This window comes from Jatrophihabitans cynanchi, from assembly GCF_027247405.1.
Taxonomy (GTDB): domain Bacteria; phylum Actinomycetota; class Actinomycetes; order Mycobacteriales; family Jatrophihabitantaceae; genus Jatrophihabitans_B; species Jatrophihabitans_B cynanchi.
In genome coordinates, this window is the sequence record NZ_CP097463.1 from 583556 (window position 1) to 596619 (window position 13064).

Below are 13064 nucleotides of genomic sequence, written 5' to 3' on the forward strand. Positions count from 1 at the left end.
GTGGTTCCCGGGGCAGAGGGTGGCAGCATGCAGCCATGGCCGAGGGCTCGGGTGTCGACGGTGTCCCCCGCGGGGCTGTGTTCCCAGCCGCGCCGAAGGAAGCGGCCCGGCCGAACCCGGCTGGGCTGTCTGCCGCCGAGGTCGCCGAGCGGGTCGCGTCCGGGCACACCAACGCGACCGACGAACGCACCAGCCGCACCACCGGCGAGATCGTGCGGGCGAACGTCTTCACGGTCTTCAACGGCCTGCTCGTCACGCTGTTCGTGGTCATCATGGCAACCGGCCGGTGGCAGAACGGGTTGTTCGGCCTGGTCGTGATCGCCAACTCCGCGATCGGGATCGTCCAGGAAGTGCGCGCCAAACGCACGCTCGACCGGCTCGCCGTGCTCAACGCGCCGCACGCCCGGGTGGTTCGCGACGGAGCCACCAGCGAGATCGCGATCGCGGACGTCGTGCTCGACGACCTGCTCGAGTTGCGCGCCGGCGACCAGGTTCCCGCCGACGGCGAGGTCCGCGGGTCCGACGGCCTGGAGCTCGACGAGTCGCTGCTCACCGGGGAGTCCGACCCGATCCCCAAGGAGGCCGGCGACCAGGTCCGCTCCGGCTCGATCGTCGTCGCCGGCCACGGCCGGTTCCAGGCGACCGCCGTGGGCGCCGCGGCGTACGCGGCAAGCCTGGCCAGCGAGGCCCGGCGCTTCACGGTGACCCATTCGGAGCTGGTCGCGGGAACGAACAAGCTGCTGCGCTGGATCTCGCTGATGCTGGTGCTCGTCGCCCCGGTGCTGATCTGGAGCCAGTTCCGCAGCAAGGACAACGAGGGCTGGCGCGAGGCGCTCACCGGTACGGTCGCGGCGCTGGTCGGCATGGTGCCCGAGGGCCTGGTACTGCTCACCAGCCTGGCCTTCGTGATCGCCACCGTCAGCCTGGTGCGCCAGTCCACCCTTGTGCAGGAGTTGCCCGCCGTCGAGGGGCTGGCCCGAGTCGACGTCGTCTGCCTGGACAAGACCGGGACGCTCACGGACGGCGACATCCGCTTCGACCGGCTCGAGGTCCTCGCGGGCACGGACGAGTCCGAGGTGCGGGCCGGGCTCGGCGTGCTGACCCGCTGCGGTGACAGCAACGCGACGTCGGCCGCGCTTATCGAGCAGTTTCCCGCCGCCGACTGGGGCGAGGTGCGCGCCGTTCCGTTCTCCTCCGCGCGGAAGTGGTCGGCCGTCCTCACCGCGGATCACGGTGACTGGGTTCTCGGCGCACCGGAGATGGTGCTGCACGCGAACGCCGGCGCGGCACAGACCGATGCCCGTCAGCGCGCCGACGCGATCGCCGAGCAGGGCGCGCGCGTGTTGCTGCTCGCCCGTGCGGCCAGCGGCTCCGGCATCGGCACGGACGCCCCACTGCCACCGGACCTGTCCCCCGCCGCGCTCGTCGTGCTCGCCGAGCACATCCGCGAGGACGCCGAGCAGACGCTGCGCTTCTTCACCGAGCAGGGCGTCGCGCTCAAGGTCATCTCCGGGGACAACCCGCGCACGGTCGGCGCGGTCGCCGCGGCGCTGCACCTGCCGGGGGTGGACAGTGCGGCCGACGCGATCGATGCCCGCACGCTGCCCGAGGATCTCGAGGAGCTGGGCGCGGTGCTGGACACGCACAGCGTCTTCGGCCGGGTGACGCCCCATCAGAAGCGTGCCGTGGTCAAGGCGCTGCAGTTGCGCGGCCACGTCGTCGCGATGACCGGCGACGGCGTCAACGACGCGCTGGCCCTCAAGGACGCCGACATAGGCGTCGCGATGGGCAATGGCACGGCGGCCACCCGTGCGGTCGCCCAGATCGTGCTGCTGGACGGCCGGTTCGCGCACTTGCCGTCGGTCGTCGCCGAGGGTCGCCGCGTCATCGCCAACATCGAGCGCGCCGCGAACCTGTTCGTGGTCAAGAACATGTACTCGTTCGCGCTGGCGATCCTGGTCGCGTTCACCGGCATCGCGTACCCGCTGGCGCCGATCCAGCTGACCTTGATCTCGGCGGTCACCATCGGCATCCCGGGCTTCGTGCTGGCCCTCGGCCCGAACACCCGCCGGTACGTGCCCGGGTTCTTGCGCCGCGTGCTGCGCTTCGCGATCCCGGTCGGCGCGATCACGGGAGTGAGCGCCTATCTCGGCTATCAGGTGACGCGGTGGACGGACGTTGGCGCGGGCGTGGAGGAGGCGCGAACGACAGCAGCGTTGATCGTGCTCATCGTCTCGCTGTGGACGCTGCTCGTGTTGGCCCGCCCGCTCGTCGGCTGGAAGCTCGCGCTGGTGGCGACCATGGCCGGCGCGGTCGCGATCATCATCGCCATCGCGCCGCTGGGGCACGGGTTGTTCCTGCTGGACGTCACACCGCTGCGGCTGTCGATCGCGGCACCCCTCGGCGCCGCGGGCGCGATCGGCGTCGAGATCGCGCACCGGAGCATCGCGGCCCTCGCCCGCCGGGGCACGCGCCGCCCGGACGCAACGGTGCCGGCCGGCCGATAATGGCCTGTCACCACGTGATCTGGCACCGTGGGTGGGGTGACCGACATGAGCAGCACCGGCGCGGACACGGCGGCGGACTTCGTGACAGGCGGTACCGGCGAGACGCGCGCGCCGACCCCGTACTTCCTCGGCGACGTGGCCGGTCCGCTGGGACGCGACGAGTTGCGCAGGCTGGACGCATGGTGGCGGGCGGCGAACTACTTGGCGGTCGGCCAGATCTACCTCAAGGACAACCCGCTGCTGCGTGAGCCGTTGCTCGCCGAGCACATCAAGCCGCGGCTGCTGGGGCACTTCGGCACGGTGCCCGGGCTGAACCTGGTGTGGGTGCATGCGAATCGGCAGATCCGTGCGCGCGGGCTGAACGCGGTCTTCGTGGCCGGTCCCGGGCACGGCGGGCCCGGCCCGAACGCGTGCGCCTGGCTCGAGGGCACCTACTCCGAGCTGTACAGCCATATCCCGCAGGACGCCGAAGGCATGCGCGAGTTCTTCACCCAGTTCTCCTTCCCCGGCGGGGTGCCGAGCCACTGCGCGCCGGAGACGCCGGGCTCGTTCCACGAGGGCGGCGAGCTGGGCTACTCGCTGCTGCACGCGTACGGCGCGGCGCTGGACAACCCCGACCTGACCGTGTTCTGCGTCGTCGGAGACGGCGAGGCCGAGACCGGCCCGCTGGCCACCAGCTGGCACGCGAACAAGTTCCTCAATCCGGCGCGTGACGGCGCCGTGCTGCCGATCCTCGCGCTGAACCAGTACAAGATCGCCAACCCGACGATCCTGGCGCGGATCCCCGAGCCGGAGCTGCTGGAGCTGATGCGCGGTTACGGCTACGACCCGCACATGGTCAGCGGCGACGACCCCGCCGCCGTCCACCAGGCGATGGCCGCCACCGTCGATTCCTGCCTGGACCAGATCGCTGCGGCCCAGCAGGCCGCTCGCACCGGCGGGGGCGCCCGCCGGCCGGCGTGGCCGATGATCGTGCTGCGCACACCGAAGGGGTGGACCTGCCCGCCGGTCGTGGACGGTCAACAGGTCGAAGGCACCTACCGCGCGCACCAGGTGCCGCTCCCGTCGGCCCGCACGAACGGCACGCACCTTCGGGTGCTCGAACAGTGGCTGCGCTCCTACCGGCCCGAGGAGTTGTTCGACGATGCCGGTCGTCCGGTGGCCGAACTGCTGGACGCGGTGCCGACCGGCGAGCGCCGGATGAGCGCGAACCCGGTCGCGAACGGCGGCGCGCTACTGCGTGATCTGCGGCTGCCCGACTGGCGCGACTACGGCGTGGACGTCCCGTCCCCCGGCGCGACGATGCACGAGGCGACCCGGGTACTCGGCAGCTGGCTGCGCGACGTGACCGACCTCAACCGGACGAACTTCCTCACCTTCGCCCCCGACGAGTTGGCGAGCAACCGGCTGCAGGACATCCTCGAGGTCACCGGCCGCAACTGGCAGGCCGAGATCGGCGAGTTCGACGACCGTCTCGATCCGACCGGCCGGGTGATCGAGGTGCTGTCCGAGCACATGTGCCAGGGCCTGCTGGAGGGGTACCTGCTCACCGGCCGGCACGGACTGTTCACCTGCTACGAAGCGTTCATCCACATCGTCGACGCCATGTTCAACCAGCACGCCAAGTGGCTGGAGGCCAGCTCGCAGGTGGCGTGGCGGCGTCCGGTCGCCAGCTTGAACTACCTGCTGTCCTCACACGTCTGGCGCCAGGACCACAACGGGTTCACCCATCAGGACCCGGGCTTTCTCGACGTCGTGCTCAACAAGCGGCCGGCGGTCGTGCGGATCTACCTGCCACCGGACGCGAACACGCTGCTGTCCACGTACGACCACTGCCTGCGCTCGCGGCAGTACGTCAACGTCGTGGTCGCGGGAAAGCAGCCGCAGCAGGACTGGCTGTCGGTCGACGAGGCCGCGCGGCACTGCACACGCGGCGCGGGTATCTGGGACTGGGCCGGGCACAACGACGAGACCGGCACCGTGCCCGACGTCGTGCTCGGCTGCGCCGGCGACATCCCGACGCTGGAGACCCTCGCCGCCGCCTCGATCCTGCGGGAGCGGTTGCCCGACCTGCGCATCCGGGTGGTCAACGTCGTGGACCTGATGCGGCTGCTGCCCGAGGACGAGCACCCGCACGGGCTTCCGGACCGCGAGTTCGACACCCTGTTCACCCGCGAAAGCCCGGTGATCTTCGCGTTCCACGGCTACCCCTGGCTGATCCATCGGCTCACCTACCGCCGCACCAACCACAGCAGCATCCACGTGCGCGGCTACAAGGAGATGGGCACGACGACCACGCCCTTCGACATGGTCATGCTCAACGACCTGGACCGGTACCACCTGGTCATCGACGTCATCGACCGGGTCGCGACGCTCGGACCCCGCGCCGCCGGACTGCGGCAGGAGATGGTCGATGCCCGGCTGGAAGCGCGGACCTGGACGCGTGAGCACGGCGAGGACATTCCCGAGGTCGCGAACTGGGCCTGGCCGTCATAACGCGTACCGCCCGACCGGCCGCGCCATGTGCCGCATTCGCGTTTCGGCAGGCATTGACCGCGATCGCGGCCCGCGACATACTCGCCGGGCGGCTACTCGCGCCGGGCGGTAGTCGTGCCGGAAGACATGGGACGTGGTTCATGGGCGGGATGAAGCCGACTACGGAAATGCTGCTCAAGGCGCACATCGCCAAGCAGAGCACGGCGCGAATTCTCTGGGCGGAGGCCAAGAAGAAGGCTGAGGCCAAGAAGGTCGACGTGAAGGTGTTCAACCGCGATCTCGGTCCGGAGCTGGACAAACTGCGCGACCTCTGCGAGGGCGCCCTGCAGGTCAAGAAGCACTACGGGAAGCTGGACTCGAAGACAATTCAGGCCGTGAAGAACCAGTCCCTCAAGGTCGAGAAGATCATTCGCGACTACGGGGCGCTCTGCACGCAGGAATCGAAGAAGTCAGGCGTCACCGCCGATCAGAAGAAGGCTTGGGACAGCCTGAAGCGCCAGCTGGACACGACGGCGTCAGCGCCCGGCAACATGACACGCCCGGCCCTGAAGTAACGGTCCAGCTGGCGGCGGGCCCCCGCTTCGATTCCGGTGTGACAGCGCAGTCAAGATTGCGGCGTTTCGCGGAACCTTTTCTGAAGGATCGACGACCATGCCTGGGTCCCCGCGATCACGGGTGCTAATGACCTGGTGTGCGGTGGGCCTCAGCGTGGTCGCGGCTACCGCGTCGGCCTGCGCCAGTCAGGCGACAGGCCCGAGACGAAACGTGTGCGGTACTCCCATCTCATTCTCGTCCGGCGAAATGCGACGCCCGGCGCCGTAGCGTGCGCTGCTCGTGTTCGCCACTCAGCACCACTAGCAGCGCGCCGTTGACCGCCGTCCGGGCCGGCGCGGGGTCGCTGTCACGTACCGTCGCCTGCGCGGCCGCGGCGGCCGCACCGGTGTCGAACACGTACACATCGGCGCGCCCGCCGTCGGCGAACCCGAAGGCGAGCGCGGCATCGGCCGATACGCCGTCGGGCAGCTGCGCGGGCTCGGTCTCCGAGTCGGCCTCGCTCACGCGGAGCAAGGCGCGGATGCGGCTGACGAGGTCGTCATCGGGTCGGTTCACGGCTTGCAGGCGTCCTTGGCGTCGTCCCAGTCTTCGCTCTGGACGTCCTCGAGCAACTCGGTCCAGGCCTCCTCGGCCTCTTCGCCGGTCTCGCCGTGCTCTGCCTTGCGGAAGTCGACGAACGCCTGCTTCAGCGGTGCGACCGTGCCGCTGTAGTACGCGGCGGCGAGCAGCAGTTCGGCGCCAGCGCCGAGCATCGGGACGAACGCGTCGGTCAGCCAGTCGAGGTTGTCCTCGTAGTTGTCGCGGTCGATGGCCACGTCGGGATGCTCGGTGACCTTGCGGGTGAAGTACTCGGTCAGCGCCTCGTTGAACTCCGAGCCGTAGCTGTTCAGCACCGCGTCGTCCTGGTAGCGGTGCATCCCCTCGTGGATCGCCGTGCCGGGATTGCCCCGGTCGGCGTTGAGCACGATCGGCGAGTCGCTCTGCGTGGTCGAGGTGAACGCGTTGGTTTCGAGTTCCTCCTCACTGCCGACCGGCTCGCTCGGGAACTCCGACTCGTATACCCGCGCCCAGTTGGCGTTGTCGAGGATCGCGACGAAACCTTCGGCCTGCCGCCCCTTTCCGACGGCGGCCTCGATGAACGGTTTCAGCGGCCCGGTGCCCAGGCAGGTGCGGATCACCGTGTCCACCTCGGTACCGCTCTTGTGCGCGACGGACCCCTGGTGCGCCATGCCCAGTGCTGCCACCAGGCCCATGAACTCGACACCGCCGAGGTACACACGCGCCTTGGCCATCAACGCGTCGTCGGACCAGAGCGTGCGGCGCTGCGGTTCGGACAGCGCGGTCACGATCGCGCGCAGCTCGATCAGGCGCTGCTTGGCCTCCCCCGCGTCGGCCGGCGCGGCACCGGCGACCAGGGCGGTGAACCGCTCGACGTCGCTCTGCGCAACCGGCGTGGCGGACGCGGACGTCGGTGGCGCAGTCGTCGGTGGCGCAGTGGTCAGTGGCGCAGTGGTCGGCGCTTCAGTGCTGGGCGTGGTCGTGGTGGGCGCCGTTGCGGTTGCCGTGGGTGGGTCGCGGCGCAGCACCGAGCGCTGAACGCCGGCGTCGGTGTCCAGGGCCACGCCGCCCTTCTGCTGCACCACGTGGGCGAGCTCGTGGCCGATCAGCCGCTGGCCGTCCGGCGCACCGGGGTCGAAGGCACCGGCGGCGAAGTAGATGTCGTTCCCGTGCGTGAACGCGCGTGCCTGCACCTGATCGGCCAGCGTCGCCGCCGCCGGGTCGGAGTGCACCCGCACGTTGCCGAAGTCGAACCCGTACTGCTGCTCGAACCGCTCGGCGATCTCGGGCGGAAGCGGCTCGCCCTGACCGGACTGGCGTTGCAGCGCAGCCACGACGGAGGGCTCCGCGGCGGTGCCGCCCAGCGGGTCGTCGCCCCCTTTGGCAGCCCGGCGCAGCGCCACACCCTGAACCGGGACGGCCAGCTGATCGGTGACCTCGGCCTCGACCGCTTGCAGCAACTCGTCCGCATCGCCGGCCGGTACGGGTGTGGTGGAAGCCGGAGCGCGGAGCAGGCGGTGCGTGCTCACTGGTGCCCCTTCCCATGATCGGTGAGCAGAGCGTACGGCTCAGCGGCTCTCTTGACGAGCGTCCGTGCCGCTCACGGACGCAGCGCGGCGGCCTCGTCGGTGGCCGGTAGGTACAGGCCGAAGCCGTGCTCGGGCAGGACCCGGCCGAGCTTCTGGTACTCCGCCAGGGTTGCCACCGCGATGTGCCGCATGCCGACCGGTTCGCCGAGGCCGACCGCGTCGAAGGCCGCGGCCCGCACGATGTTGCGGATGTCGCCGCCGGTGAGCTCGGCGGTCTCGGCGAGGAAGTCCAGCGCGATCGGGTCGTCGTCGTCGAGGCTCTGCAGTTGGGCGAGATGGTGTTCCCACAGCCGGCGGCGGATCACCGGGTCGGGGTCCGGGAAGCTGATGATGAAGCTCATCCGCCGTGAGAACGCGCGGTCGAGGTTGCCGCGCAGGTTGGTCGCCAGGATGGTGATGCCGTCGAACTGCTCCATGCGCTGCAGCAGGTAGGCGATCTCCTGGTTCGCGTAGCGGTCGCGCGCGTCGTGCACCTCGGACCGGCTGCCGAACAACGCGTCCGCCTCGTCGAAGAACAACACGACATCCAGCGACTCGGCCGCCTGGAACACCCGCTCCAGGTTCTTCTCGGTCTCGCCGATGTACTTGTCGACGACCGAGGACAGCTCGACCTGGAACAGGTCCATGGACAGTTCCTGCGCAACGATGTTCGCCGCGAGCGTCTTGCCGGTGCCCGGGTTGCCGGCGAACAGCGCGGCGATCCCGCGCCCCGCGCCGCGCAACAGCCCCTGCGCGGCGACCTGGTCACGATGCCTGGCCCAGGTCACGAGCTGGTGCAGCGACCTCGTCGCAGCGGTCGGCAGCAGCAGGTCGCCGAAGCCGAGGCCGCTGCCGGTCGTGGTGGAGGCGAGAAAGCCCGCGCCGGTGCGGCCGGAACCGCTCACCCGCCGCGCGGCGTCGCGCACGATCGCGGCCGACAACGGCTCCTTGCGTGCCGCGGCGACCAGCTTGGCGTACCGGGTCGCGGCAGCCATCGCCTCCGGGTTCATCCGCAGCCCGAGCAGGGTCTCACTCAGGTCGGCGTCCTCGGCGGCGATGTCGCCGAGGTTGACCTGCCACAGCGCGGCACGCTGGGCGACATCGAGCCGCTCGGCGTCGACAAGCAGCGGCAGGTGCGGCAGCCACGACGGGTTCCACGGCCGGCTCGACACGGCGATCACCGGCACCGCTGCCCGCGCGAGCACCTCGAACGCGCTCGAGTCGCCCCGCTCGGCGAGGGCGTCGGCGTTCGCCAGGATCAGCGCGCACCCGCGTAACCCGGCCTCGCGCACCGCGGCGACGAGCACGTCGGCGATGGCCCGGTCGGACGCGACCCGCAGCAGATCGACGGCGTAACTGGCGATGTGCAGCGCGTCGAGGGAGCCGGCGGCCATCGACGCGCCCGCGGCACCACGCACCGCGCGGATCCAGATGAGCCGGACGCCGTTCTCGATCGCGGCCGAGACCAGGTCACCGCCGGGCAGCTCGAGCGGGACCGGCGCGGTGCGCAGCGGGGCGACCAGCGGGTCCTCCGGGACCGCGCCCGCGAGCGCGGCGACGACCGGGTCGGGCACTTGCAGCCTGCGCTGGCCCCACGGCTCGGTGCCGGCAACCTGCAGCAGCCCGTGCCGGCGCAGCGTGGCGCGCGGGCCGAGCCGCGCGAACCCTTCGGCCGCCGCACTGCCGATTCCGGCCAGCTCCAGCGCCAGCGCGACGGTGCAGCGCGCGACACCGGTGCTGCCGCGAAGCCCGGCGTACGCGTAGCCGACGTTGGCGTCGAGCTCCGGCGCCACGGCGGCCCACAGCAGGAACCGGTCTGTCGCGTCGAGGCCGAACACGTCCGCGACACCGGCGAGCGGCGCGTGCTCGTCCTCGGCCCCGTCGGGGTATTCCGCCCGCAAGATGCTGAGCACGCCGGACAGTTCGGGCAGCTCCGCCGTTCCGGTACGTCGCGCCGCGGCCAGCGTCAGTTCGCCGACCAACGCCGCCATCGCTGTCCGCACCTCTGCCCTCCGTCCGCGCCTGCGCCTGCACGTTGCGCGCTCGCCGCGAGCGGCGGTTCGGCGTGCGCGGCTCGCCGCGGCCGAAGGCGCTACATTACGCAGAGCGTAGCGGCCGGCACCAGGTCGGCAGCGCGACACGGATGCGGAGACCGGCGTGTTCATCCGGATCGTCGACGAAGGGCTGGAGCGGTTCCTGCGCGCCCAGGTGCCGTTGCCCGAGGACGCCGCCGACGTGAGCTTCGAGATCCCGTCGAGCAACTGGTCCGCCGCGTTGTCCAGGGTCACGGTCAACCTGTTCCTGTTCGACGTCACCCGCAGTTCCCAGCCGCACCGGGCCGCCGTCCGCCGGGTGGACGAGACCGGCAAGGCCGAGCGGCGCGCACCGCAGCCTATGGTCGAACTCGATTACCTGGTCAGCGCCTGGGCCGGGAACCCGCGCGACGAGCACCAGTTGCTCGGGTCGGTCCTGAGCCGTATCGCCGGCCTCGACACGCTGCCGCCGGAGTACCTGCCCAAGCCGTTGTCGTCCTCGGTCCACCTCACCTTCGTCGAGGACGAACGGCACCGCGCGCGGGACATCTGGAACGGCGCGGGCGGCACGCTCAAGGCCGGGTTCGCGATGCAGGTGACGGTCGCGGCGGACACCTTCGGCTGGACGCCCGAACCGGCCGCCGTCACCAGCATCGAAGGCGCCGCAAGGGCCGGCAACGGGGCCAAACCGGGCTAGTGCGGACGGGCGCGGCGTATCACCCGCGGGCCGTGGACATTGTGGCGATCATGCTCGATCATTGACACGCAGTTCACGTGGGCAACAGGGGGTCCCGCGCCGACGGCGCCATCAGCTCATTCGGGGTGCGAACGCGTCCCGGTGCGTTCGTGTGTTCGTGAAAGGTTCGACCATGCACTCCCACTTCGAGGCTGAGACGGTGCGACGCTGATGCGCGTTGCCACCGACACTCGCCACCTCGAGGTCGAACCGGGCGACAGTACATCGGTTGTCGTCGAGGTCGTCAACACCGACGACATCATCGACGGCGTCAGCGCCCACATCATCGGGCTCCCCGACAACTACGTCTCGGCCAGCCCGGCGATGCTCCCGCTGTTCCCCGACACGGCCGGGAAGGTGACCCTCGGCCTGGCCGTGCCGACCTCGCACCCGGCCGGGCGCCATCCCCTGACGGTGCAGGTCATCTCGCACGGCACGACGAAACCGCCGTCCTACGTCGACATCGACCTCGACGTGGCCGCCCGCCCGGGCATGCGGATGACCGTGCGCCCGAAGCTGGTGCGGGCCCGCCGGTCAGGGCGCTTCGTCCTGGAGATCGCGAACCACGGCAACGTCCCGCTCGACGTGACGATGAGCGCGTACGACCCCGACCGCGGCGTCGAGGTCACCTTCACCCCGGAGCGGCGCCGCCTCGAGCCCGGCGTGGTGGCGCCGGTACTCGTCGACGTGCGTGGGCCCCGGATGTTCACCGGTGCCGAGATCGACCGCACGGTCGTGCTCGGAGCGAGCGGGCGCGTCATCACCGCGCCGACTGCGGCCGCGCGGCTTCCGGACGAGCGCAGCTTCGCGGCGCTCGCGGACGACCAGCCGACGGCCGCGATCCCGCGGATCACTGATGACCAGTTCCCGCGGGTCAACGGTGACCAGACGCCCGAGAGCGCCGCCGAGATCGTGCTCAACCGCGAGACGACGGTGCAGTTGCGGCAGCGGCCGCTGATCAGCCGGGGCCTGCTCACCGTGCTGATCCTGGTAAGCATCGTCGCGGTGTGGGCAGCCATCTTCCTGCTCGGGCTGGGAAAGGTGTTCGCCTCCGACCCGATGACCAAGCAGGCGCCCGCCTCGTTCTTCGCCAGCTTGAACAGCCCCGGCGGCGCCGCCGGATCCGGCGGTGGGCCCGGCGGGTCCGGTGGCTCTGGTAGCGCTGGTGGTTCCGGTGGGGCCGCAGGTTCAGGTGGCGCGGCGGCAGCGCCCGCCGGCGCACTCACCAAGAGCGGGCAGTTGCCCCCCGGGATGGGGGGCGCGATCAGCGGGACGATCACCGCGGCGAACGACCAACAGCCGGTGGGGCGGATCCTGGTCCAGGCCTACCGGATGGGGAGCAAGGGCCTCGTCCAGATGAGTTCGGCGGCGAGCCAGGCCGACGGCACCTACACGCTGGCCGGCCTGTTCCCCACCGACTACTACATCCAGTTCAGCGCGAGCGGCTACGTCCCGCAGTGGTACCCGGCCAGCCCGACCCAGGCGGGTGCCCAGAGCGTCACGGCAGTCGCGCAGGGGTCCACGTCGAACATCAACGCCAGCATCGTGGGCGAGCCGGCCACCATCTCCGGCAAGGTCGACCCGGGCGACACCCTCACGCCGGTGGTCACCACGGTCACCGCGCGGCCGCTGCTCGGCAAGCAGACCGGACAGCCCATCGCCACCACCAAGACCGCCGGCGGCGCGTACACGCTGCCCGCGCTCCCGGCCCCGGGCAGCTACCAGCTCACCTTCACCACGGCCGGTTACGAGTCGAGCACGCTGGTCGACTCGGTCGGCGGCGGCGACAAGCGCCTCGAGCCCACGGTCGTGCTCGGCGCGAGCACCGGGCAGATCAGCGGCCTGGTCAGCGACGGGACGACACCACTCGGCGGCGCGAGCGTGAGCACGACCGTGAACGGCAGCCCGTTGACTGTGCTGACCCCGACGACCGGTCAGGTGGGCGCCTACGTCCTGGCCAACCTGCCCACACCGGCCACCTACGTGATCACCGTGTCCAGCGCCGGCCACGGCACGAGCACCCGCATCGTCGACCTCGCCGCCGGGCAGAGCAGTCCGGCGTTCAACTTCAGACTGACAAGCGGCACCGGCACCGTGTCCGGCAAGGTGGTCGGGCCGGACGGGCAGCCACTGGGCGGCGCCACGGTCACCGTCGGCGGTGCGGTGAACTCCAGCGGGGGCAACCCGACGGCCACCACGCTCACCTCTGGAAGTCCGGGCACGTTCGCGATCAACGGGCTCACCGCACCCGGCTCGTACACGCTCACCGCCTCGATCGACGGGTACGCGCCGACGAGCGTGCCGGTAACCCTCGCGGACAACGGTGCGGCGCAGAGCGTCACGATCCGGCTGTTCGCCAAGCTGGGCAGCATCGCCGGCACGATCCGGAGCAACGCCGGAACGTTCGCCGGCGCGACGATCACGGCGACCAACGGTCAACAGAGTTGGACCACGACCTCGAACAGTTCCGACGGTGGCTATCGGCTGGCCGACCTGCAGCCGGGCAGCTACAGCGTCACCGTCACCGCCCCGGGCAAGGATCAGCAGACTGCGCTGGTCACCGTGGTCGCCGGGCGCACCGTCACGCAGAACCTGAAGCTGGGGGGCTGAC

General features: G+C 70.8%; 8 protein-coding genes. 5 read left to right on the top strand and 3 right to left on the bottom strand.

The window, feature by feature from the left end; all coding sequences use genetic code 11:
- Positions 1-35: 35 nt before the first annotated feature.
- The 3 genes from M6B22_RS02840 (at position 36) to M6B22_RS02850 (ending at position 5557) form a co-directional block, all read left to right on the top strand.
- The gene (locus M6B22_RS02840; RefSeq protein WP_269444264.1) at positions 36-2507 is read left to right on the top strand and encodes an HAD-IC family P-type ATPase; all 2472 of its coding nucleotides are present in this window, start codon (positions 36-38) and stop codon (positions 2505-2507) included.
- Positions 2508-2552: 45 nt separating this feature from the next.
- Positions 2553-5003: a phosphoketolase family protein gene (locus M6B22_RS02845; protein WP_269444265.1), complete on the top strand. Its 2451-nt coding sequence runs from the start codon at positions 2553-2555 to the stop codon at positions 5001-5003.
- Between the two features lie 140 nt (positions 5004-5143).
- Positions 5144-5557, top strand: a complete 414-nt coding sequence (locus M6B22_RS02850) for a hypothetical protein (RefSeq protein ID WP_269444266.1) — start codon at positions 5144-5146, stop codon at positions 5555-5557.
- Between the two features lie 229 nt (positions 5558-5786).
- Here the strand turns inward: M6B22_RS02850 and M6B22_RS02855 are convergent, their stop codons facing one another.
- From M6B22_RS02855 to M6B22_RS02865, 3 genes are all read right to left on the bottom strand, one after another.
- Entirely contained in the window at positions 5787-6113 is a 327-nt protein-coding gene (locus M6B22_RS02855) for a hypothetical protein (protein ID WP_269444267.1), read from the bottom strand.
- The gene (locus M6B22_RS02860; protein WP_269444268.1) at positions 6110-7645 is read right to left on the bottom strand and encodes an eCIS core domain-containing protein; all 1536 of its coding nucleotides are present in this window, start codon (positions 7643-7645) and stop codon (positions 6110-6112) included. The genes M6B22_RS02855 and M6B22_RS02860 overlap by 4 nt, the downstream gene beginning before the upstream one ends.
- Before the next feature lie 71 nt (positions 7646-7716).
- On the bottom strand, positions 7717-9675 hold the full coding sequence (locus tag M6B22_RS02865; RefSeq protein WP_269444269.1) for an ATP-binding protein: 1959 nt from the start codon (positions 9673-9675) through the stop codon (positions 7717-7719).
- A gap of 166 nt (positions 9676-9841) precedes the next feature.
- On the opposite strand from M6B22_RS02865, the gene M6B22_RS02870 reads away from it, so the two are divergent.
- Both M6B22_RS02870 and M6B22_RS02875 read left to right on the top strand, forming a co-directional pair.
- Entirely contained in the window at positions 9842-10414 is a 573-nt protein-coding gene (locus tag M6B22_RS02870) for a DUF4255 domain-containing protein (protein ID WP_269444270.1), read from the top strand.
- A gap of 210 nt (positions 10415-10624) precedes the next feature.
- Positions 10625-13063, top strand: coding sequence for a carboxypeptidase-like regulatory domain-containing protein (locus M6B22_RS02875; RefSeq protein ID WP_269444271.1), 2439 nt, complete (start codon positions 10625-10627; stop codon positions 13061-13063).
- Position 13064 lies beyond the last annotated feature (1 nt).

Bases quoted from the DNA above. Each gene is read 5' to 3' on its own strand.
- M6B22_RS02875 (WP_269444271.1), top strand. From the start codon at position 10,625: ATGCGCGTTGCCACCGACACTCGCCACCTCGAGGTCGAACCGGGCGAC.
- M6B22_RS02840 (WP_269444264.1), top strand. From the start codon at position 36: ATGGCCGAGGGCTCGGGTGTCGACGGTGTCCCCCGCGGGGCTGTGTTC.
- M6B22_RS02865 (WP_269444269.1), bottom strand. From the start codon at position 9,675: ATGGCGGCGTTGGTCGGCGAACTGACGCTGGCCGCGGCGCGACGTACC.
- M6B22_RS02845 (WP_269444265.1), top strand. From the start codon at position 2,553: ATGAGCAGCACCGGCGCGGACACGGCGGCGGACTTCGTGACAGGCGGT.
- M6B22_RS02850 (WP_269444266.1), top strand. From the start codon at position 5,144: ATGGGCGGGATGAAGCCGACTACGGAAATGCTGCTCAAGGCGCACATC.